Consider the following 24,190-nt stretch of genomic DNA (forward strand, 5'->3'; position numbering starts at 1 on the left):
GCCCCTCACCTCAACGTAAAGTCTTCGTGCACCAATGTCAGGTTGGGATTATAGGCAGGATCATGGTCCAGCTTATCTCCCCAGGTGCTACGCATATACGTGGCTTCGCCCAGGGCTCTTGCTCGCTTCTGCGAGTTATTGTCCGCACCACGGGAAATCGACTCATGATGATAGAGCTCTGCATGCGGGGTCCACAGGTTACGATATCCCGCCTCACGAACCCTGAGGCAAAAATCCACATCATTGAACGCAACGGGTAGATCCACCTCGTTCAGACCGCCGACCTCGTCGAAGACAGACTTGCGAACGACCAGGCAGGCGGCCGTCACCGCGGATAGGTTCTGCGTCAGGAAAAGCCGGGAGAAATAACCCGGCGAGTTACGACTGAAATACTTATGGGCATGCCCAGCTACGCCACCGATTCCCAGAATGACACCACCATGCTGGATCGTATCGTTCGGGTAGTAGAGCTTGGCCCCCACACAACCGATATCCGGCCGACACGCATGGCTGACCATTTCCCGCAACCACTCCGGGTTGATCGGTTCGATATCGTTATTCACCAGAGCCAGAATTTCGCCTTGCGCATAGGCGGCGCCAAAGTTATTGATCGCCGAGTAATTAAAAGGCTGGCTCCAACGCAGTACCCGCACCCTGGCATCACGCTGCTCAACCTCCTGCATATATGCCAAGGTTTCCTCACACTCACTATCATTGTCCAGAATCAGCAGCTCGAGGTTCGGGTAATCCGTGCGCTCCAGGATCGCATCGACACAAGGCCTCAGAATTTCAACACGATCGCGTGTAGGCACTATCAGGCTAACCTTGGGCACAGGATCCGGCAGCGGCCAATGGACCCGATACGTGTTGGGCAATGAACCATGCTCGGCCCTGGCGCCCGGGTAAGATACCGCCAAGGCACTTTGCACGGCTCTCAGCCCCGCCTCACTGGTGTAATCCTTCTGCCGGCTCGACAACGCCGTTGACCCCTTCCCCGCACGCCAGTGATAAAGCACATGCGGAATATGGATGACCTGATCCGCCCCCAAGCCAGCCGTGCAGCGCAGCACAAGATCATGGTCCTGACTGCCCTCATAACCTTCCCGGAAGCCACCTACCTCTCTAACCCGATCAGCGCGATACACCCCCAAGTGGGAAACATAGTTCTGAGCCAACAAGAGGTCTGGATTCCACTGAGCCTTGAAATGAGGATCGTAACGCTCCCCCTGCTCGTTAAGCTTGTCCTCATCGCTATACAGGACGATGGCCTCCGGATGACGGTGCAGGGCTTCCGCCACCCGAAACAGCGCTCGCGGCGATAGGCAGTCATCATGATCCAGCAAGGCGACATACTCACCCTTGGCCAGGGCCAACGCACTATTGCTTGCCGCACAGATATGGCCGTTTCCAGCACGATAGACAACCTGGACACGCGAATCCCGCTCGGCAAATGCCTCGAGTACTTCTCGCACACGAGGATCGGTCGAGGCATCATCGGCAATGCAAAGCTGCCAATTCGGGTACTGCTGCTCCAGCACCGAATTCAAGCATTCTTCCAGCCACTCCGGTTTAGGATTGTAAACCGGTACCAAAATCGAGATCAGAGGCTTGTAAGGAAGCTTCTCGATCACTCGACGGATCTTGTCCGGCCCCAGAACCTTATGATTCTTCAACCATTGGCGATAACTGCGCCTCGCCGTGACCCGCTCGAAGGTTTCTTCGTAATCCTTCAGGGCCAGATCGCGCCAATGCTTCCCCTGTTCACGAGCCTTGCGCTTGAGCTCCGGCAACACCTCGCCCTTGCTCATGGCACGCCACGAATAATGCATGTTAGCTAGCCGCTGCGCGAGGCGATCGTGGGCAAACCAAGGAGTCAGCCAAGCAATACGCAAATGACGAATGGAAAAGTTGCCCGCCTGCTCCATGGGGTCAAAACGTATTGCCTTGAGCTTCCTAGGCACATAGAACAGCCGCTTCGTGACCCTCCCACTCTTCAGAGGGAGATAAATACTCTGCTCTTGCTTGAAACCCTCTCCGAAGTTCATGTACAACCTGACAGCAACGCTCGGCTGATCATGCTCCATGGCAACTTCAAGCATGTTCCAGCCAGGAAGCGGCAAAGCTTGTCGAGTGTAGAACTGCGGATCATTGCCAGTTGCTCGCCAATTAAAGCAACTTTTTTCTTGACACTCTTCAATTTGATTTCGTGGTAAAATATGGACACCCGGATAAACGACTAAGGGTGTATGCTCTACTACTTGATGAAGCCTCTTAGATAGCTCATCAACCCCTTTCATATATGTAAAATCCATTCAGAGTGCCTAAAAGATTCTAGTCTTTTTCTATTTGCAAAACTTTCTTATGAATACGCTCTTTTATTCTCAAAATCCCCTTGCCATGAGGTCGTTTCTCACTCGCCCGCTCGATAACATAAAACGCATCTCTTAGGCACCCCATACGCTCAAGCGCAAGAGCAAACTCTCTCAAATAATCTGCATCTTTGGCACTGCTCTGAGCAATGACATTTCTCGCTTGATCTGACAGAACTTCATTGTAAAAATATGGCTCATGAAAATCAATATTCAACACCTCAAGGAGCCGATAAAAAGGATAACCCCCAGCACCTCTCCCTCTTAATTCTTTAGCCTTTTGCTTGATTGTTTCCAAAATATTAGGAGCCACCTGAGAAACATAATTTAACGGCTCCCAAAGGTCTAGCTGGTTTTCAAGCTTATCAGGATAAAAATCATACTTCTCATCCCAAACTTGCGAAAGCTTAGGGAAGCGTTCAATAACCGGGGACATTTGCGTTTGAAATCGATCAAGAAGCCTAACGCGGACCTCTTCCGGTAAATCATAGGCACGATAACTTCGCAAATGACTAGCGGAATCCGAGAAGGCTTGAAGCGCCCAGTCAACTTCATGAGATATCTGGCTTGGCAGATCAGCTAAAACTGTATTGAACAATCTTTTCAGCTCAAGCGCCGATGCCACATAGCTCCTATTAGTTATAGGAGAATCAGAAGATGAGCACAAATCACTTATTTCCTTCTGCTCCACACCTATAGCTTTAAGAAAAGAGGCTTCAATACTCCCTCCTCCCCTTTCCGGGGAAAAATAGGGAAGAAAACAACAATTTTTATCTCCAAAAGCATCAGCCCAAGCGAGTAATGGAAGTCCCGCTAAATGCCCCGTCGAGCGATCAAGAGACCAATCAACTTCGTAACTGAGCCGTCTAGTGCTCATATGCCGCTTTATTCCTTGGTTATGATTACCTATGAGATAATCAATAGGATTTCGCATATAAGCAATTATCCTAACATTACAATGGCCCGCTATCTCTTTCATCTCTGCATGCTTTCCATAGAAAGCCTCGGCGGAAAGTAATAACGTCAACCCTTTTCGGTCGGCCTCGCTCAGCCACTCATCAAATTTCTCCTTCGCCTTCTCAATATCATTTTTTACTAAACGGCCTGCTATTTGAGTATGTCCTCCAGACACACCATTCTTATCCATGGAATGCTCAGGATAGTAAAAGCCAAACTCCTTCAGCTTTTCATTATTGTTATTACAAAATCGTTGGAGCGCAGAAGAACCTGCTTTAGGAGCTCCTATATGAATAACAGCATTTTTCTTCGAAAAAAAATCGTCATCATTTCTTAAAGACCGAAGGCGAAAAAAATGTTTAATCACTGCCTTTTCCTTCAAGAGTCTTGATCTTCATTTTCATATTTTTTCGTGGCATTAGAGCGAGGCATTTCCAAATCATTGAACTGATGGATATCTGAAAGAAAATCAGATATCCTTTCGGGAGAATCTTTTTCTATATTATAAACCAAAAGCTCATTAGGTTTATCCTGAAAAAACCTTAGTACGTTAGCATGGTGTTGATAGAAGTCGATCTTCCAGATCTCTTTGATTCTCTCGCTGTTATTTATACCATAATGATATTTATACCAGTCTAAGCACCTTCCATTTGAATGCGAAGCTCTACTCCTGACCCACTTATCCACATCTCTAGTATTCAGAATAAATTTTGAGCCAGGATTCCATCGATAAATTTCCCTATAGAACTTATACGCCTCTACAAGAGGGAACTCACGTGAATTGACACACTCCATATCTAAAAAGCATCGATATTTTTCATACCCCTCTATAGGATTCTTAAACTGCCTGACGTTTCGCTCTATATTAACAGCAAGATTTCCTCCATCATAATGAAGAGACTTCAATCCATTTTTATTAAAAAAGTAATTCAAACTGCTTGTCCCGCACTTATTAAACCCTATAACAAAAACCTTTCGATTACTTGAGTCATACATAAATCAACTCCTTAAACTTTACCAGAAATATCACTTCTGTCGCATATTATACAAATCCTTGATAACCAATATAACATTCTCTAATGCTTTATTCGCGGTGTCCTCACACCACTTATCATTTCCCTCTTCCGGATAAAAAGTAAAATCATCATCAAAAATAAATTCATTGTTAGAAACATTGAATCTTTCATTCAGTTTTTTATTTGAATACCTAAAGTTATTGTAGAACTGAATAGCTTCACTTCTTGATGGTAGAAGCTTACCTTTGTTATCTAAAAAACCATTAATATACTTTGACAATTCAGACCTTGGATCAATTCCTGACTTAACTAACAAATGATTAATTTTTGTCCTCTCCCAGCCATAGCTTTCATTAGATGGCTTAGATTCATTTGGTATTTCGGACACTCCAATAACTGAAAATAGATGTTTTGTCAGGCTACCTGATTTCAAAATAGCCTCTTTCATAGGGTTAACGTAAATATTTTCATCTCCAAAAACATCTCCCCAATTTGAGATTCTTTTATGGTAATCAAGATACAAGTATATATTGTCTGTCACTTTCGGCAAGGCCAACGGAGGACCTGAATAAAAATCTTGCTCTGCTATAGTTTTTGTGGCCTGCTGATAATGTGAAACAGCGTGGACATCTTGACGCCTAACGTAAAAAAAAATAACTATCCTATCAAAAAAACAAGAGAGGGATTCTTTCAAATCTAGCAGCTCTTCCTTTCTGAATATCCAAGAGAAACACTCGGAAGATAATATTACATCATTGCCTTGAGAAAATTTTGCTATTGACTCAGAAAAACCTTTTTTTATTCTAACACCATCTTTCGACAGTACAGAGTGATCAAACCACCATGACAGATTCCCGCGTCGCTGTCGCTTTTGCTGGTCCCTCGAGTAAACATATATTCCATGTTTAGCAATATTTTCCTTATGGTCATGCAGGAACCTCTGAATTGTTGTAGATCCACTTTTATGATTCCCCGCATGTATATAAAGATTAGCCATAAAATCAGCCTCTCTCAAGCAACTTCTGTATTTCTCTAAGGTTTTCCCTAGACAGCAAAAGATTCATGGGATGAATAACTTCTCTATCATTATAATCCAATTTTGAAACATCAATATAGGAGCCGTCCGGGGAATGGGTTTGTATACAATGATATTCAACCCCTCTCTTCTTAGAAAGCTTATAATACTCAGAAGAAATATGCGAAGAAAAGAGTTCTATCAATTGAATATCAGAGTTACAAAAAACAGAATTTGCTAATCCTGCCCCATGCGGTGCGATAATAAGTTCTGCTTCAGACATGATCCTTGAAACATCCGAAACACTATGATCTTCACAATACAGTGTTTCAAATCCATATGGAATAATCAACTCCAAAAGCTGAGCTTCATTTAAAATCCTTCTCGTATTACCCTTAGATCTAGATATATATATACGCCGCTTCCCTTCACCTAAAGCACGCCTTTTATTCTTATCCAAAAAAACAGAATTAACAAATCCATCTACCCAGTCAGGAGTATAAAGCGAATGTCTACAAGAAGTAACCGTCGTAACCTTATCGCATGAAAAAATTTTTGGGGAAGAAGGAAAATCCAGAACCTTGCTAGCCGGAATCCCTAACTTATCAAAAGATTCCTTTTTAAATCTTGAGTTAAAGTAATTTACATAAACATAATCAAAATCATCCCATGAAAAACCAGCCCTCTTAACAGCGTCCACTTTCGGCAAAAGGTCAAGAAGCCAATGACTATATAAGTTAGCTCCGGGCGTCACCAAATCTAACACATGCCCACCAACTCTTTTTATTCTTTTTTTTCTACTGCTTATTTCCTTTATCGCTAAGCTAGAAGAAAGCTCACTTACTGGCTCTTCACTTTTCGAGCAAACAAAAGCTTTCCTAATACCTAGGTTCGCCAAGGCATTTTTAATAGTAAATACATTTACTGCTGGCTCTATCTCTTTCCCAATTGACACCCTCGGATGTTTGTATGGGAAATCATCAATATATGAGAGTTGTCGTTTTTCCCTAACTGACCTTGATTGGATATCCATTGGGCACCATAAAAATCTTCTTTACTTAGAAAGGGATTTTATCAAAGAAACCATAAGCTCTGTTTGAATAGCCATCTGTTTTTTCGTCATATCAACTGAGCTATGCTCATCGTCAGATGCAACCAGAGAATAGCTAAAGAGGCTCTCATAAGAGACTCCATTCAAAAACCTATTTGCTACTAATTCTGCATCTGATTTGTAGGACTCAATTATTTTTTTTGACGTTTTCTCTGATACAAATCCTGGCATTCTTTGAAAAGCCAACGCTTCTTTACTAAGATGAAGTGAAAGGGCTTCTTTGACTGATTCATCATGAATATCTTTAAATAGGCTGGGGCAATGCGAAAGAAGCTCACACAAAGCAGGATTTAAGCTTATATTGCTTTCCTGAAAGCTCAGATCAACCTCATCACAACCCACTTTTAATTTATTGAAAAAGTCACTTAATAAACCATTGCCAAGATAATGACCTTTTTTTACAAGAGAAACAGTAAGGTTTTCACGTCCATAGGTATTATGAAAAAATTCAGCAGCTATCTTAAATGAAGGATTTCCTGTTTTAATAGATTCATCAACAAACGAGTCAAAAGACTTTCCCTTTTTATAACCCCATTGTTGCCAAGCAGACAGCAAAAACTCGTCAAACGGCTTTATATAGTATACGACCTTCACCTCAGAGAAAAAAGACCTGAAAACGTAATGTATATTCGCACCAGAAGGCCTTTTAAGCTGATTTACCAGATTTTCAGCCGATATCAATAAAGTTTTATCTTCATGTTCCTTTTTTGACAGAATATTTCCTAGCTTCTCTTCTAAAATTTTGGTGTCGTTCTCCTCCATAACCTTCCTGAAAAAAGGCCGCGGTGTCTCTCCATTAGGATTAAACCCATCATCTCCTCTAACACGCATTTGAGGATCTGGTATCAAGTAACCAAACCTTTCCAAAGTTTTTCTATTTTTTATTATAGACTTTTGTATACTAGTAGAACCACACTTAGAGTGCCCTGGATGGAGTACTAACTTCATTTTTTGGCTCCAGACAATTTCTCTAGATCTACACCAGGCGGTAAAACCTTAATAGGCTTGTATTGAGCTTTTTGAAACTGGGAAACATCAATCCCATACTCATTTGCCAACATCTGATTGCCTTGTTTGAAGTAATCATCAAGGGCTTGCTGCTCAGGAACAGAAAACAATACGTGCCTATCTCGATCCGTCGGAATTTTTGCAGAAAGCGATATCACTTCATTCCGGATTCGGGAAAAACCAGCAGCATCGGTGGCCTTACGACCTCTCGCTTGCAGAACAGCAAGGCATCGAGTTGGCAAGGAAGGATTGACCGTTCTGTTGCCATTCGCATCCTTGTACTGAACGGGTATGGAGAACTTTTCAAAAAAGTCTTCTACAACAGACAGGCCATAAGGAATAACAGTGATATTGTTGGCGCCTACCACATCCGCCCACTGCTTAACATTCTGGTAAAAATTAAGCCAATGGATGTTCCGCATGGACAAAGAGAACAGCGATGCACCGTAGCGCACATTAGGGTCTTTAACCAGCTGGTTGAAAAGTGAAAGTAAAAGCTCCGATTGGGAGCGAACGGTGAAAATCACCTGGACACGCTCAAAATGCTGGGCAACAAACTCCTTGAACTTTGAATTATTGAAATAAAAGGGAGAAAGCTCAGAGGAAATCAAGACATCATGCGCCGGGGAACTCTCCATTTCCAGCCGAAGTGCCTCCAGGGCCTCAGCCGGCGTCATGTTACTTTGATAAGAACCGCTTCCCTGAAAAGAGAGTGCAAATGGATGATGTGAGTGATCAGGCCATTGCAAGCTTTGAGGGTAAAGCACCCCCTTGGCCAAAAAGTCGTCTTTTTGTTCCTGGATTTGTGCCTGGATTGCAGAAGTGCCAGTTTTTGACCAGCCAACATGCAAATAAAGTGTATCTTTTTTCATCATTCACCAATAAAAGGGTTGCGGCCAACCTGGCTAACCAGCTTTCCCCACTTGAGAATCTGATGCTCATCAAGTGCTTCGTCGCCTTGCAGTACGTCGGGAAAGCCCAAGGCCTGCCACTTATCCATCGGATGCAGGATATGGAAAGTTGTCAGACCAAGATCTCCCGGTAGCTGTGCATCGGCTACCACGTTGTCACCAATATGCAAATAACGCTGAATCCCTTCGTTTGCAAGGTCTTCCTTGACCATACGCCACATGGTGCCATTATCTTTACGCTTCTGCTCTTCACTCGAGACCAGAAGACGATATGGTACACTGACTCCGGCTTTCTTTAGCATTAAGCCTACCTGGCCACGCGTATAATAAGTATCGGATATCACCCATAGCTTGTGCCCAATACTACCGAGATGATTGAAAAGCTCGACCATTTCATCCTTTGCTCGGATCATTTTCAAGTCCAGCTCGAACTCTTCCTGCATCAAGTCCGCCGCCTCATGATCCGAGATGCCAAGAGCCTTTCCGACCTCACCGTATACGTCTTTTATACTGACATCGCCACTGAAGTCCGCTTTCTTTCTTAACGCCAATTCATAGCGATTACGGATCTTCACGAACTCTTGCGCCGAACCAACCAGACCACTGGTAGCTAGCTGCTGCCCTAATTTAAGCTTCGCGTAATCGGGAGCCGTATATTCCCGCCTCACCAATGTATCGAAGACATCAAAACTAATGCACTCATGCGCTTGAATGGCAGGCAAATGCTGATTGAGCCCGGAACCTTGATAACTGCTGAAGGTATAGGAATGATCACGAGTAAATTGCCCTGTTGGGGGGTAATAGAAAAATTCCCCATACCCTCTTTTTTGGGCAGCCTTGCCAAGCACTCGCTCCAGAGCATGCAACATGGAGCCATCGTTCGGCAAAGGCTCCTCGGGAAAATCCTCGTAGGTCCACTGCTTCGACAAAAGGTCTTTCAGTGCCTGCGGGCGCGCCCAGAACATTCCTCCAGCCGGATAACTCAAAAACCCACTCGTTCTGGGAAGGTCAAATTCTTCTTCCAAAGCCCTCACAAAGGGAACATTCATGGTCAGATGGTTGACCCACGTCGGCATCATCCAGAATGTCGTAGGATAATAGACCCCCAGTTCACTGTTATCAGCGAAGCTGTTCAAAATCCCGGACGTCACCGCCGGGTCTCGCAGTATGTACTCCGTCAGATAATCGGCCCATTGGGTCTGTTCTTTCCCAGAGTAAAGCGACTTTTTCGAATGCAGATGGCAAAAGAGATCATACTCCCGGAGTTTTTCTGCATACTCGACTAGCATCGGACCGAAGTTGCGGCCTCGATTGGGAACAACACGAATTTCCAGATTCTTGACTTTCGGGTGCTTGCCAAAGGTTCGCCTAGCATGTTCCACCAACGAATCGTTGGCCAAGGTCAAGAGTATGTCCAGCTCAATGGGAAAAGCATTTAGTGCTTGTGCGAACCGATCAATGAAGTCATCGTAGAAAATGTGCAAACAAGCAGCCACTTTCAACTCTTGAGCCGCTGCATTGACTTCACGTTCAGGCGTCAAGACATTGCGGGGCATCCAGCGCGGTGCATACGGTGCATAGCGCCTTCCTTCCTGCCTGCCATGCATCAAATAATGAAGAAGTGGGCTTACCTGGCCATGGAAGACATCCATGTAGGTACGATGATAGGTTTCATTGTCAAATGCAGGAGAGGGATTGACAGGTGAAAAACGAGACTTCCGCACATAATCCTTGAAAGCCTCAACGTTACTGGGGAATGTCCTACCATAGTGCTCCTGGTACCAGCTCGGATTGAAAAGCCCCAGCGATACGGCTTCTTCGGTCAGTTGCTCGTAATCGATGCCTTGTCCAGCGCCCGCTTTCAGCCTAGTGCTCAGCGACTTAATACTCTTGAACATACCCATTCCCGATTAGATGCCGAATATCTGAAGAGGGGTTACCATGCCATTGCCGGTAATATCATCATCGGCCGTGAACAGGTGCCAGGCGGCTTGCGGTATTGCCCCGGGGCGAGTGGAAAACACCTCGAACAAGGCTTCCACTTCCTCCTTGGTATAAGTAACGTCATTCTGTAACGCTTCTGTCACTGCCTCTATCGCACCTTCGAGTACGGTTTGAAGGTTCTGGTAGTAGCGCTGGCTGGATGCTTCCCTTCCATAGAAGAAGATGAACTCACCACCCTGTGCCTGACGAACGTCTACGACCTGTCCATGCGGCGCCGTCATCATGCATTCCAACAACAACGAGCGTTCCAGCATGGTGTAATTTTCCTGCCAGTTCACTCCTTCACGGAAAACCCCGGTCAGTTGGGCTGTATTGCTTCCAATTTCCTGCTTGCCTGGCTTCGTGGCAATGAAATACAGCCCTTCCGTATCACGCCCCAAGAACCTGGTGCAAAGCTTCTGGATCGAACCGGAATAGCCGACATCCAGCATCAAGGGAACAGGGTCCCCTTCCAGCCCTTGGCTTCGGAAGTAATGTTCCATCGCCTGACGTGTGGGCTTGACTTGTTGTTGCAAACGCTCATCGTGGGGCTTGAGCCATTCCCGCACTTCGTCGGCATTATCTGGTAACGTTACCCCGAACCCCAGTACCTCCGAAGGAATGCAGGCAAAGGCTTCATGCATCTGCAAACCAAAGCGTTTCATCATCAAATCGAGCACCGTACCCTTGAATTCCATTTTCAAGGCAACGGTATATGTCAATGACTCCCCAAGCATGGCCCGGAACAGCAAAGTCCGAGAAAGTTTCAAGTAAATCGGTTCATGGTCCAACCGAATGAGCTTTTCCTCGGAAAGGTGAGTCAGCAACTTATGGATCAACCAGCCTTCCCTGGCCAGGCACACAGGCAGTTTCCCTTCTGCATGCCGTTCCACCTCTCTTACATACTCGGTAAGCGAGGGCCCCAGGAAAGAAGCGCCAAATTCTTTCAGCGCGCAATATGTTTCTTTCATATCATCCCTGCTATATGAAATTCATGGTCAATCATGTGAATTTTGCCGCGAACTCGAAAGTATCACCTTGGGCATCCTTGTCGGATACGCGTGGAGCCTGCCCACTCACCAGAGGCCAGTCAATTGCTAGAGAAGGATCATCCCAACGGATGCAATATTCATCGCCGGGATTATAATAATCCGTGCACTTGTACTGAAATTCAGCTTCATCGCTGATTACATAAAACGCGTGCGCAAAGCCGGGCGGCACCCATAGCATCTGCTTGTTATCCGCGCTCAGTCGCGCTCCCACCCATTGCCCGAATGTCGGACTGCTCTGGCGCAGGTCAACGGCCACATCGTAAACCTCTCCTTGAGTGGCACGTACCAACTTGCCTTGCGGTTTTTCAAGTTGGTAATGGAGCCCTCGAAGAATACCGTGGCTGGACTTGCTATGATTATCCTGCACGAAGGTGTAGTTTCCACAGTGTTGCTCGAATTCGCTCTGGCGGAAGGTCTCCATGAAGAAGCCCCTTTCATCACCAAAAACCTGTGGTGTGAGTAGCACGACGTCCGGTATCTGTAGCTTTTCGAATTCCATAGGGTCCAATACACTCTGATGTTGAAAGAACAGGACGCCTTCAGTTATCGGCCTGCGAGGCTCTCCATTTGCTATCCTGACTGACCAGACGTTTCAGGTACTTGCCATACCCCGTCTTGGCCAGGGAATCTGCCCTGGCGAGCAAGTGGCTGTCGTCAACCCAACCTTGCATCCAGGCAATTTCATCCAGGCATGCAATCTTCAATCCCTGACGGTGCTCAATGGTTTGCACGTACTGGCTAGCTTCCATCAGGCTGTCATGCGTGCCGGTATCGAGCCATGCGAAACCACGGCCCAGTCGCTCCACGTGTAGGTCTCCACGCTCAAGATACGCATTATTGACACACGTAATTTCCAACTCGCCGCGAGCCGAAGGCTTGACAGCCTTCGCTATCTCGACAACGTCGTTGTCGTAAAAATACAGCCCGGTAACAGCATAGGGAGAACGAGGATTCTCGGGCTTTTCTTCTATCGACACCGCCTTGCCGGTGTCGTCAAACTCCACCACACCGAAACGTTCCGGATCCTTGACCAGATAGCCGAATACGGTCGCGCCACTTTCCTGCATTGCTGCGCGCTTCAACTGATCGGAAAAGTGCTGACCATGGAAAATATTGTCGCCCAGTACCAGGCAGACCGAGTCATTGCCGATGAACTCTTCACCAATGATAAAAGCTTGTGCCAGACCATCCGGTGAAGGCTGCTCGGCATATTCGAAGGTGACACCAAACTGCTCGCCACTTCCCAACAAATGCTCATACTGTGGCAGATCGTCCGGTGTGGAGATAATGAGAATCTCACGAATGCCGGCCAGCATGAGAACCGAGATGGGATAATAGATCATCGGTTTGTCATAAACCGGCAGCAATTGCTTGGATACCCCATAAGTAATGGGATGCAAGCGGGTTCCTGAACCACCAGCGAGAATAATGCCCTTCCGTGCCATAAAAAATACTCCCGTTTGTTATTTGCCGGATAGAAAATCCTGAAGGTGGCAACCAATGAGCCCCGATTATCCACACATCTTACGGGCTCGTCGACGTTCGGCCACCGTCAGGGAGGGGCTAGTGCTCCAGGTATTCCGCGAGTGTCAACATCAGCTGCGAACGCCAATCTGGCAGCGAAATGCCCAGGGCCTCTTCCAGCTTGTCCAGCGTTAATCGTGAATTGAGTGGCCGCGTAGCAGGCGTCGGATATTCCGAGGTCGGAATGCCTGCGACCTGAGAAGGGTCAACGACCAGTGTTTCTCCAGCTGCACTGGCTTGGCGGAATATCTCGCTGGCAAATCCATGCCAGCTCGTCTCGCCACGTGGAGCGAGATGATACAGACCGCTTTCCACACGTCCCTTGAGCAGGCCATGCAATGCCATCAAGGTCACGTCAGCAATCAATCTGGCCGGTGTCGGCGCCCCAATCTGGTCATTGACGATTTTCAGCGCACTGCGCTCACGGGCCAGCCGCAACATGGTCTTCATGAAATTGTGGCCACGAGCGCTGTAGACCCAACTGGTCCGCATGATCAGATGCCGACAGCCGCTTGCCTGTATGGCCTGGTCACCCGCCAGCTTGCTGGTGCCATATACCGAAGCCGGCCCGGTGGTGCTGTTCTCCCGCCACGCGGCCTGGCCATCCCCGGGATAGACGTAATCCGACGAGAAATGCACCAGGGGGATATCGAGTTCACATGCGTGACGTGCCAACTGTCCGGGCAACGCCGCATTGAGGCTATGGGCCAGCTCGGGTTCTTCCTCGGCCTTGTCCACAGCGGTGTAGGCCGCCGCATTGACGATCAAGGCGGGTTGTAGCTCATTGATATAGGCCGACACAGCCCTGAGATCAGCCAGGTCCAGCTCGGAACGCTTCGGTGCCACCACGTCACCCAGCACCGTCAATCGACGTTCCAGCTCGAACCCGACCTGACCCGAGCTACCAAGCAGCAGTAGCTTCATGTCAGTACTCCCAGACGTTCACCGCGGTAACTACCATCCTGTACACGCTGCCACCATTCACGGTTGGCCAGATACCAGTCGACAGTCTTGGCCAGACCAGTTTCGAATGTCTCGGCCGGCACCCATCCCAGTTCCCGCTCGAGTTTGGAAGCATCGATCGCATAACGCACATCATGGCCGGGCCGATCGGCAACGAAGGTAATCAGGTCACGATGAGAATCAGACGAGAGGTGCGAGGTGCCGACCCGATCATCGAGCAAGTCGCACAGCGTCTCGACCACCTCAAGGTTAGTCTTTTCGTTGTGCCCACCGATATTGTATGTCTCGCCAGTCTGCCCCTGCGTTGCCACCTTGATCAACGCCCGAGCGTGATCCTCGACATAGAGCCAGTCACGCACTTGCATGCCGTCGCCATATACCGGCAAAGGCTTGCCTGCAAGCGCATTCAGGATCATCAAGGGAATCAACTTTTCGGGAAAATGATAAGGCCCGTAATTATTTGAACAGTTGGTAATCAATGACGGCAGGCCATATGTCCGGTACCAGGCACGCACCAAATGATCGGAACTCGCCTTGCTGGCCGAGTACGGTGAGCTTGGCGCATACGGCGTGGTTTCCGTGAACAGCGCACCGCTCTCTTCCAGATCGCCATAGACTTCGTCGGTGGAGATATGATGAAAGCGAAACCCTTCCGCCTTCTGCGGATCACTGTCCTTGAGCTGCTGCCAGTAAAGACGCGCCGCTTCCAGCAATACCGTGGTGCCCACGACATTGGTCTGGATGAATTCAGCCGGTCCATCGATGGAACGATCAACATGGCTCTCTGCTGCCAGGTGCATCACCACGTCCGGCTGGAATTTCTCGAAGACACCTTGCATTGCCTTGGCGTCGCCAATATCCGCCTGCACGAAATAATAGCGTTCATTACTCTCGACGCTGGTCAAGGATTCGAGATTACCCGCATAGGTCAATTTGTCGATATTGACCACGCGATGTTCGGAATTGCCTATCAACTCGCGCACAACAGCAGAGCCGATAAAGCCAGCCCCACCGGTCACCAGAAAGGTTTTCATCATATGCAATAAATGCCGTAAAGAGTGAATGACGTACCGGGCAGCGAAGCCCTGCACTTACCAGGTAATCAAACAGACCTGGCCGCCTTGATGCGCTGATAGAACTGCCAGTAGTCCTCGGCCATCTGATCGATGCTGCGCTGGCCACTTTCCTGCCAATACCTTACATGCTGCTGGGCCTGCTGCCAGCGATCCGGCTGCACCGCCGTCTTGAGCGCAGTGGCCATGGCCTCGACTGTCAGCGGTTGAACCGCCCAACCCGCACCAGTCTCGCGCAAGCGCTCGCCTACCGCGCCGATATTGAAGCCAAGGACCGGCACACCCGACGACCATAATTCCGTCAAGGTATGACACCAGGTTTCAGCCCACAGCGACAATACAGCTCCCAGGTGCGGCCGGATACGAGCGACATGCCACTGAAACTCATCGCGCCGATAAACGCCGTGCACAATGACATTTTCCGGCCACGACCAATCCAGAGCGCTATCGATCGTTCCCAACACATGCCACCGAACATGCGACAGCGATGGCAGGCGCGCCAACTCGCTCAGTACCGCCGCTCCCTTGGCTTGCGTGATATGCCCGGGGACTAGAACACGTAGCTCCGGCGGCGCTTCCGCATTTGACTCGTGCGATGGACATTCAGCCAACATCACCTGGTGCACGAAATCGCGACCATGTTCGATCACTTCAAAAGGCCGATCAGCAAGAAATGGAAACACTGTACTCAGTAGTTTCCGTGCACTTTGTGACGTCGTAATGAAGGCATCGCAGCGTGCCAGCATGCCAGCAAACTGCTGCTGCCATGTATAAATTCCATCATGCTTGAGGGCAGGAATCTGTTCGCTGGTCCATAACTCCTGGGAGCATTCACCTCTCGATGCGGTACAGCGGCCGCCACAAAAGCGCCACTGTTCATCAAGCAACTTTACCGACGGGCACACCGTATAATAGTCATGAAAGGAGAGCACCACCGGTACACCACGCTGATTAGCAACCGCCGCTATTCCCAGCCCCTGCCAGGCCATATGGCGTATATGCACCAAGGATATGCCATAGGCACTCAACCAGGCCGACACCACCTCATCATACTCGACCGAACGATGAGGAAAGGCATCAATCGGCACATCCAGCGCATGGCGCTCGAGTGGGACATAAATGCCCGACCAGAAAAGATACAGCACCAGTTCCCGGCCTGTGCAGCGCAATACCAAGCATTCCGCACGCCCCTTCAGCGCCTGCATCAGATCCTGGTTGGTTTGAGGCGTACCACCGGATTGCAGCGACAGCACGAACAGGATGCGCTGGACATTCTCGGGTTGACTGCCCGGGTGAGTCCCGAACCATGCCGGAAGATCCTCCGGCACAGGGGACTCCGGCCAAATATCAACGCGCGACACCATGCGTTGCTCGGCCCGCCCTGACAGGAGGTAGTGAGCCAACGCATTCTGCCCCGCTCGCGCCACATCGGGGTTAGCTTCGAGATAGGCATCCGGATCGAATCGCGGACCCGGAGCACGGCCCCACTCAAACCCGTAAGTTCGGAAATGCGCCCAGGGGCTCATGCCACTGAGCGCGACATCCGGGTAGTGACGCTGATACCAGTTCGCATCAAACAGTCCAGAGGCGTTCAGGCACTCGGCCAGATGATCGTTCAAGCTGCCTCCTTTCAGGCAGGCTTGATCTGGCGGTTTTCATCGCGCCCATACAACAGATAGTGCGCCAGCGGATTCACCTTGCTGCGCGCGACATCCGGATACTGCTCAAGGTAGAAGCTTGAATCGAAATTCGGGCCAGGATCGCGCCCCTCGAAGCCTCCGAACATCAAATAGTGCTCGTAAGGTGCCTGACGATAACGTTCGACCTGCCGCAGGTCCGGATAGGCTTCCAGATACCAGGCACCGTCGAACAGCTCGCTCTGGCTGACCAGGTTCCGATACTCGAGCTGACGCGCTCGATCGCCATCGGTCAGCTCCACCGCTTGATACGCCGGGTCATCCTGAACAGCAGCGGCAGGTTCAGGGGCGCTCGCGGCGGCCTCCTCTTCCTGTGCGGCCTGCTCACGAAGCTCATTGAGCTGCTGTTGCAGCGTCTCCTTCTGAGCACGCTCCTCTTCCAGGCTACGGGTCAACTTCGCCAGCTCCTGGAAGCGCTTATCGAGTGACGCCTCAGCCGCTTGCAGTTTCTGCTCAAGCTCACGGATCCGCATTTCAGCCCCCTGGCCACCCGCTGAGGAAGTCATCGGTTCGCTCATCAATTTCTCCTGTTGACTTTTATACACCAAGCTTTCACTGGCTCGTTATTTATCTGCGAGACGCGCGGTTTACTGGGCAAACACGACGCCACATCCCTGTCAAAACCCCATCATGCCGTCAAACGCTTACGGCAACAACACCACCGGCACCTCGAAGGGACGCTGTTCTGGCCGACGCGGCAGGAAAAGATCTTCCGGACGGCGGGCCTGGGCGTGCCACGCCTGACTCGCCTGACGATAATCCGCCCTGGCCCCGTGAAACTGGGTTGCCAGATGAGTACGCCCCACCGAGGTCAGGGAGTTTTCTGCTTGCCGCCCGAACGCCAGCGGCACCCCCGGCAACACTTCTCCCACTGACTGGTTACCGAAGGCCGCCCGAATTCGGTAGTAATACTCGGTATCGGCCTCGGCCCGCACTTCATCCCAGTACCCCAGCACCTCGAAGACCCGGCGGCGAAACATCAGCGAAGAGACATTGCGATAGCTCCAGCCCTGCTCCATTCGCCAACAACTGAACACCAGCGCCGGACTGGTACGCACCCAATGCGAGCAGCAAGCCATCCAGTCGGGATGACGGATCAGCCCGCGCACTTGCGTAGCCAACTTATCGGGATGCGACCAGTCATCGCTGTCGTGAACTGTCATCATGTCGCCGCGCGCCTCGGCGATACCCCTGTTGCGCGCGGCGTAAGCCCCCTGGTTAACGGGCTGACGCAACACGCGAAACCGCGTATCACGCTCGGCAAAGGCCTCGGCCACAGAGGCCGATGTGTCATCGGAGGCATCGTCCACCACGATGACTTCCAGCGCCACATGACGCTGCCCCGCCAGGCTACGTAGTGCAGTCGGCAAGGTCTCTTCCGCGTTGTAGACCGGCACGATCACGCTGACCAGCGGTGAAGCGTCACTTCCCATGCTGTCGTCGACAGGCCCTCGCAGGTTGTCCAGAGCAGGGGCATCCGTCGTATCGACCAGCCCGACGGTGCTCAACCCCTGTTGTTTCCAGACGCTGTTGATCCACGCCAAGCGTTGTCGTTGCCACTCGGCTTGCAGAGCGCCTGGCGCTTCCGGCAAGCATTCCCCCTGCCAGGCCAACAGATTCGCCACTGCCAACTGTGTATCGGCCAGTGCCGCCGCTTGACGCTGTAAAGCCGACATGGCCTGCCAGGCCATGGCCAGCCGGCCGCTCCGGCCGAACGCTTCCACAGCCAGCAGCAAGGGGCCCACATGTCTCGGCAACGCCTGTTCGCCTGTCGGACGACCCGCCAGGCAGTTTGCCGCCGCCTGCCAGTCGCCCTGCCCGGCATGCCAACGTGCCGCGACAAAGCCTGCCAGAGAGGCCTCGGGCAAGTCTCCTGTCTCCCGCAATGTCTCCAGCGCTTGAAGGCAGTGCTCGGGAGAGACTCGCCGTGCCCACAGGGCCTCATCCCAGGCATGAGCCTGTAGCTCGCAGGGCAACCGCCCTTCCGCTTCACCGTGAGTGATGAAATGCAGCAGTGGGCTCATGCGAACCTGAGCGACATCCGGATACCGGCCCAGATACCACTCGGGATCGAAGTTCGGGCCCGGGTACCGACCCCAGCTCTCGCCCAAGCGCAGATAGTGCGTCTCCGGTGAGATACCGGACCACGCCACGTCGGGGTATTGCGTCCTGTACCAGTCCGCATCGAACCAGGGGGATCGCTCGAGCAGCGCTATGCCCTTATCAAGAAAATCGGAAGGCATTCACTCAACCGTCACGCTCTTGGCCAGGTTACGCGGCTTGTCCACGTCGGTTCCCTTGGCCAGCGCCACGTGATAGGCCAGGAGCTGCAAGGCCACCACGTGCAACACCGGGCTGAGAAGGCCATAGTGCTCCGGCATGTGCAGCACTTTCACGCCATCGCTGGAGTTCATGCGGCTGTCGCCGTCAGCGAACACATAGAGCTGGCCGCCGCGGGCGCTGACCTCCTGCATGTTGGCCTTGAGCTTTTCCAGCAATTCATCGTTGGGAGCAACCACCACAACCGGCATCTCGGCATCCACCAAGGCCAACGGTCCATGCTTGAGCTCGCCCGCGGGGTAGGCTTCCGCATGGATGTAACTGATCTCCTTGAGCTTGAGGGCGCCTTCCTGAGCGATGGGGTAATGACGCCCCCGCCCCAGGAACAGCGCATGATGCTTATGGGCGAACTCCTGCGCCCATTCCGCAATCTGCGGCTCCAGGGCCAGTACACGCTCCACGGCCACCGGTAGATGACGCAACTCGGCAAGCAAGTCCTGTTCCCGGTCAGCCTCTATACTTCCATTCTCGGTGTCTGCCGATAGCATGCCATTGGCTTTGGCCAGCAACAGAGTCAGCAGGAATAATGCCGAGAGCTGCGTGGTGAATGCCTTGGTGGAGGCCACGCCAATCTCCGGGCCGGCACGCGTGATGAAACGCAGCGCCGTTTCCCGCACGATGGCCGATTCCGGCACATTGCAAATCGCAAGTGTTCGGGTGTGTCCCAGCGACTTGGCATGTTGCAGGGCAGCCAGCGTGTCGGCCGTTTCGCCCGACTGGGAGATCACCACGACCAACTGCTTCGAATTGGGCACCGAGGTGCGATAGCGATATTCGCTGGCCAGCTCAACGTTGCATGGCAAGCCTGACAGCTGCTCGATCCAGTATTTCGCCGTCATGCCGGCATAACTGGAAGTCCCGCAAGCCAGGATCAGCACACTGTCCACTTCGGCCAGCACCGTCTCGGCATCGGCTCCAAAGATTCCCGGATGCAGCCGGTTTGCCCCGGCAATCATTTCCAGCGTATTGCCCAGCGCCTGCGGCTGCTCGGCGATTTCCTTCTGCATGAAATGGCGATATTCGCCCAGTTCCACGGCATCAGCACTAAGGCTGGAAAGCGTGACATCACGCTCCACGGCATTGCCCTGGCCATCGACCAGCTCGATGGAATCCCGCGTCAGGCGGCCTACATCACCATTCTCCAGATAGACCATGCGACGTGTCATGGCGACCAGGGCCGAAGCGTCCGAAGCGGCATAGTGGCCATTCTCGCCAATGCCGAGCATCAACGGGGAGCCTTCCCTCACCACCACCAGGCAATCCGGTTCCGACTCATGGACCACGGCCAGAGCATAGGCGCCTTCCAGGTAGTCCACGGCACGACGCACGGCTGCGAATAGATCCTGCGCCGGTTGGTCGGCAAAGGCATTGCCCCCGGCCAGACAGGCCTGGATCAGGTGCGCAATCGTCTCGGTGTCGGTATCCGAAGTGAAGGTATACCCCAGTGCTTCAAGCTGAACACGCAAGGACTCATAATTCTCGATGATGCCGTTATGCACCACTGCCAGTCCTTCGGAAACATGGGGATGCGCATTATGCTCCGCAGGCGCCCCATGGGTCGCCCAACGGGTATGTGCAATGCCCACCGAGCCGGCGATGCCCTTTTCGGCCACCTTGTCTTCCAGACCGGCAACACGGCCCATGGCGCGGGAACGATGCAGGCCACCGTTTAGTACTGCCAGGCCAGCGGAGTCATAACCTCGATACTCCAGGGTCTTCAGGCCCTGAATAAGGAAGTCTACGCAACTCCCGCTATTGATCGCACCAACGATGCCGCACATCTGCTATCTCCTTATAAATCGGCATGAAAAAATCGATCATGAAGCACGTTCACCGTTCGTTGCCTGCTCCATGATGTAAGGGGTCATATCCACACTGGTGGTACGGGCCGAATTCCAGTACTGGTTGGTCTTCTTGTGGGGCAGCGCCATATGAATCTGTACCTGCCGGCGTAGCCGATAGAGGGGCAAGATAGCCACCCGCTCAAATGCTGACTCGGGAGTGGCTGTCGCCAGGTAATGGGCAACGGCGCGGGTGAGCAGCCCCGGCCCGGTCTTGCTCCAGGTGCTGTCGTTATCGCGTGCCAACAGGGCCTCGGCCGCCATCTGCGAAGCTTGCACAATGGCAGGATGTCCCGGAGCAGCGGCGATGACATTATTCGCTAATGCTCCGAAGCTCTCTCGGTAGCATACGAGCCCGACTCCGGGCGGTATCAGCGCCTCCAACGGGCCATGGAGGCGGTCATCCGCATCGGCATACAGCCCTCCATGATGGCGCAGGTAACACAGGCGGAAGAAATCGGCAGCCTCGGCTCGATTATTCGCCAGACCGTAAGCTCGCGAATATTCGGGGCCAAATGCCCTTCTCAGAAAACTACGCGCTTTCTGGCTATCGAAGCGTTCGTATTGAGCCTGGGACAGGCTCGACCAGGAACGCATGACCTCCATCACACTCTCGGGAGGATTGCGCTGGTCCCAGTACTGCACCACCTGAAGAGGGATACAACGGGGTTTGCCCTGTTCGGGAAGTGCTTCCTGGGTATGGCGGTATATCTCCTCCATAGCGGGATAATGATAACGAGCCATCAAGTCCGCTTCATGACGCCCCGGGGGCAGCATTTTTTGCTCGTTACGGAACAGCATGAGATCGTTGAGATGATGACCGACCAACGAGATCGAAAAGTGCCCCGAAGTCATGTGGTTAACCACACCACGATGCTGGGCCTCCTGGATGAGTGCCTGGGCATCGTCGGCACGCCCCTGCATGACGAGTATCTGCAGGCGCAGTTCAAACAGTTTATCGGTAAGACTAGGTAGCCGATCGAGCTCCGCTAGGGCGGCATCGCCATTACCCAGTTCCAGCCAGCAATGCGCCCGTATCTGCGCGGCGGGTAGGCGCTTGGTGGCAGGTATGGAGGTATCCAGCACCTCCAGCGCCTCCCGCGAAAAGCCGGTATTCATGAGCAACCGCGCCTGCTGCAGACGAAGCTCGATGTCGTCTGGCCAGCGACGGCGACAGAACTCTACATAACGCATCCCCAGTCCATTGGCATCTGCAAGCTGCACGAACTTGATCAGCTTACGAGCCTCAGGCAGCGAGCGCCGCGCGCGCCGTTCCTGACGCAAGCAGGCCAAGGCCGACTGAGGCCCGTGCAAGCGCAAGGCAAACTCAGCTTCAGGCATGGTGCGCTGTGCTTGCGGCACATAACGCAGTAAGCGTGTGACCACAGCATCCGCTTGATGAGGTGCCACGGAAGACATTGCCTTATCGAATAACGCATTGGCGACACTAGGTGTGCGCGGCCCTTTGGCAAACAACTGGCGCAAAGAACGATGGACTGCCTTAGCATGACCGAAACGGTCAGCTTGGTTGAACAGATCAAGTGTTTCTTGTTCGTTCAAATGGGAAAGGTTTTCGCTCAGCAGGCTAACGGCCTCTTGGCAGCTCGACTTAAGTTTTGAAGAAGTATTCAGCTCCGAGGTAGCGACCAGCTTCAGCGCCTGTAGCACCTCTGCCAGATCAGTTGCCGAAGGCGTTTTACCCTCCCGTGCCCGACCGAGAGACTCATCAATCCCGGCAGAAGCAGGGCTATCGCTCGTGGAACGTGCGGCCATCACTTTTTGGCGCATAAGGCGCGCCGCGCGATGTTGTGGCTGCTGCTCGAGAACTCGGTCCAGAACTATCAGCGTCGCACCATGGCGATTATATGTCTGGTAAAACCGAGCCATCGCCATCATGACCCCGGGATGTTGAGTACCTTTCCGACGAAGCTGATGCAGTAGGTGTAATGCCGCGAATTTATCCCCTTGTTGATTCAGCAAATCGAGCTTAATAATTTTCAGAGAAGGGTTTTCCGGCCAACACTCCAAAGCAAAACTCACCTTTTCTAGCGCTTGTTCCCGACGCCCTGCGGAATCCACTATTCTTGTCCATTGTACATAAAGCTCAGGACTATCGGGCCGTTTTTTTATTGCCTGTTCAACACGTTGTTCAGCAACGTCCAACAACCCTTGTTGCGATGCAATCCTCACCCAAAGCCGCCATGCAAGAGGAGGAGGTGACTCGATATTAATAACTTGTTCCACTAAAGTTTCAGCACGCTCCAAATCACCCAGCTTCATGGCATGCTGTGTCTGTTGTAAGAGTACCGCCTGATGCATCTGCTGAGCTTTCTTGTGTTGCGGATTCTGCTCAAGCACACACTCAAGCACCCGCTTTGTAGCTCGAAATCGACCATGATAGAGGTAGAACTGAGCAGCTGCGATCATCACCCCAGCATGTTGAGTTCCTTCTTGCCACAGCTGCCGAAGCACAGGGAATGCCGCACTCTTCAACCCAGCCTCTCGTATAATATCAAGATAAATGACTTGTAAACCGGCATGTCGAGGCCAATACTGGCGTGCCTTTTCGATTCCCTTAAGAGCGTGATGATACTGCCCAAGCTTAGATTGAACACGTGCCTCAAGAACACGGAGTTCTGGATCTTCTGGCTGCGCCTTTAAAGATTGATCGATACGCATTCTAGCCAACTCAATCTGGCCTTGCCTTAAGGCTGCCTTGACCCAGAGACGCCAGGCACCAAGGTGGGATGACCCATTTTCTATCAAACTTTCAGCTAAAACTCCTGCACGAGAAATATCTCCATTGAGCATTGCATGCTGAGCTTGAGCGAAAATATCGTCCTCTTCTTTTTTATAGAAAGCACAACGCTTTTCTACTTTTTTTTTATCGGTAAAAATATTCCCATGATGCTGCATCTGGATAGCGCTCCTACTCATGCCACAGTGATATTCAGGGCTTCAACTCAAAAAAGCTCGAGAAAAGCAAAGTATAATTTTTTATAAGCCACCTATAGCACACCGTCAACCTAAATAAGAGCTTTCTTTAAACCTTTCTTCTATCATTAACCCCCCATTGATTTGCATTACCCCAAGGCAAAATACAAACACCCATGTTTAAACAGACACTACTGTTATGCCATCCCTCTATCTGAGAAAATCCCTATAAAATAGGACAGCCATATTCCCCGACACCATTCAAATAACCATCCATCATTCCAATCACACTTTTACACCAGGCTTTATAGCCCATCTCCAATAAATTTATTTTTGTTAACACTCTTCCCACACAGATCTACATGAACTTGATGCATGAATAAAACTAAATAACGC

18 protein-coding genes are annotated in these 24,190 nt (G+C 51.1%); all 18 read right to left on the bottom strand.

Annotated features, from left to right (window positions below):
* Window positions 1-5 precede the first annotated feature (5 nt).
* Window positions 6-2,312, bottom strand: a complete 2,307-nt coding sequence (locus A9O65_RS06260; RefSeq protein ID WP_139180703.1) for a glycosyltransferase family 2 protein — start codon at window positions 2,310-2,312, stop codon at window positions 6-8.
* Window positions 2,313-2,331: 19 nt separating this feature from the next.
* Window positions 2,332-3,693, bottom strand: a complete 1,362-nt coding sequence (locus A9O65_RS17170) for a hypothetical protein (protein WP_139180702.1) — start codon at window positions 3,691-3,693, stop codon at window positions 2,332-2,334.
* A gap of 11 nt (window positions 3,694-3,704) precedes the next feature.
* Complete coding sequence (locus tag A9O65_RS17175) at window positions 3,705-4,322, bottom strand: sulfotransferase (RefSeq protein ID WP_139180701.1); 618 nt, start codon at window positions 4,320-4,322, stop codon at window positions 3,705-3,707.
* A 30-nt stretch (window positions 4,323-4,352) separates the two neighbouring features.
* On the bottom strand, window positions 4,353-5,339 hold the full coding sequence (locus tag A9O65_RS17180; RefSeq protein ID WP_139180700.1) for a hypothetical protein: 987 nt from the start codon (window positions 5,337-5,339) through the stop codon (window positions 4,353-4,355).
* Between the two features lie 4 nt (window positions 5,340-5,343).
* Window positions 5,344-6,390, bottom strand: coding sequence for a glycosyltransferase family 61 protein (locus A9O65_RS16905; RefSeq protein WP_082920123.1), 1,047 nt, complete (start codon window positions 6,388-6,390; stop codon window positions 5,344-5,346).
* A gap of 21 nt (window positions 6,391-6,411) precedes the next feature.
* Window positions 6,412-7,416 carry a hypothetical protein gene (locus A9O65_RS17185; protein ID WP_139180699.1) on the bottom strand — a complete coding sequence of 335 codons (1,005 nt, stop codon included), beginning with the start codon at window positions 7,414-7,416 and terminating at the stop codon, window positions 6,412-6,414.
* Window positions 7,413-8,348 carry a hypothetical protein gene (locus A9O65_RS06270; RefSeq protein WP_139180698.1) on the bottom strand — a complete coding sequence of 312 codons (936 nt, stop codon included), beginning with the start codon at window positions 8,346-8,348 and terminating at the stop codon, window positions 7,413-7,415. The genes A9O65_RS17185 and A9O65_RS06270 overlap by 4 nt, the downstream gene beginning before the upstream one ends.
* Complete coding sequence (locus A9O65_RS06275; RefSeq protein WP_064701648.1) at window positions 8,348-10,285, bottom strand: rhamnan synthesis F family protein; 1,938 nt, start codon at window positions 10,283-10,285, stop codon at window positions 8,348-8,350. The genes A9O65_RS06270 and A9O65_RS06275 overlap by 1 nt, the downstream gene beginning before the upstream one ends.
* Before the next feature lie 12 nt (window positions 10,286-10,297).
* A complete protein-coding gene (locus tag A9O65_RS06280) occupies window positions 10,298-11,341 on the bottom strand; it encodes a hypothetical protein (protein ID WP_064701649.1) in 1,044 nt (347 codons plus the stop codon).
* 31 nt (window positions 11,342-11,372) lie between these two features.
* Window positions 11,373-11,921 carry a dTDP-4-dehydrorhamnose 3,5-epimerase gene (rfbC, locus tag A9O65_RS06285; RefSeq protein ID WP_064701650.1) on the bottom strand — a complete coding sequence of 183 codons (549 nt, stop codon included), beginning with the start codon at window positions 11,919-11,921 and terminating at the stop codon, window positions 11,373-11,375.
* A 40-nt stretch (window positions 11,922-11,961) separates the two neighbouring features.
* Window positions 11,962-12,867 (bottom strand): glucose-1-phosphate thymidylyltransferase RfbA, encoded by a 906-nt coding sequence (rfbA, locus tag A9O65_RS06290; RefSeq protein ID WP_064701651.1) that lies wholly within the window; start codon window positions 12,865-12,867, stop codon window positions 11,962-11,964.
* Between the two features lie 118 nt (window positions 12,868-12,985).
* Complete coding sequence (gene rfbD, locus A9O65_RS06295) at window positions 12,986-13,870, bottom strand: dTDP-4-dehydrorhamnose reductase (protein WP_064701652.1); 885 nt, start codon at window positions 13,868-13,870, stop codon at window positions 12,986-12,988.
* Window positions 13,867-14,946, bottom strand: coding sequence for a dTDP-glucose 4,6-dehydratase (gene rfbB / locus A9O65_RS06300; RefSeq protein WP_064701653.1), 1,080 nt, complete (start codon window positions 14,944-14,946; stop codon window positions 13,867-13,869). Before rfbB ends, rfbD begins: the two co-directional genes overlap by 4 nt.
* A 65-nt stretch (window positions 14,947-15,011) precedes the next feature.
* The gene (locus tag A9O65_RS06305; RefSeq protein ID WP_064701654.1) at window positions 15,012-16,601 is read right to left on the bottom strand and encodes a glycosyltransferase; all 1,590 of its coding nucleotides are present in this window, start codon (window positions 16,599-16,601) and stop codon (window positions 15,012-15,014) included.
* 11 nt (window positions 16,602-16,612) lie between these two features.
* Window positions 16,613-17,197 carry a hypothetical protein gene (locus A9O65_RS06310; RefSeq protein ID WP_064701655.1) on the bottom strand — a complete coding sequence of 195 codons (585 nt, stop codon included), beginning with the start codon at window positions 17,195-17,197 and terminating at the stop codon, window positions 16,613-16,615.
* A gap of 126 nt (window positions 17,198-17,323) precedes the next feature.
* On the bottom strand, window positions 17,324-18,922 hold the full coding sequence (locus A9O65_RS06315) for a glycosyltransferase family 2 protein (protein ID WP_254783136.1): 1,599 nt from the start codon (window positions 18,920-18,922) through the stop codon (window positions 17,324-17,326).
* Window positions 18,923-20,800: a glutamine--fructose-6-phosphate transaminase (isomerizing) gene (glmS, locus tag A9O65_RS06320; protein ID WP_064701656.1), complete on the bottom strand. Its 1,878-nt coding sequence runs from the start codon at window positions 20,798-20,800 to the stop codon at window positions 18,923-18,925.
* A 36-nt stretch (window positions 20,801-20,836) separates the two neighbouring features.
* Entirely contained in the window at window positions 20,837-23,776 is a 2,940-nt protein-coding gene (locus tag A9O65_RS16910) for a glycosyltransferase (protein WP_175473472.1), read from the bottom strand.
* Window positions 23,777-24,190 lie beyond the last annotated feature (414 nt).

It is taken from the genome of Halomonas caseinilytica (genome assembly GCF_001662305.1).
Classification (GTDB): domain Bacteria; phylum Pseudomonadota; class Gammaproteobacteria; order Pseudomonadales; family Halomonadaceae; genus Halomonas; species Halomonas caseinilytica.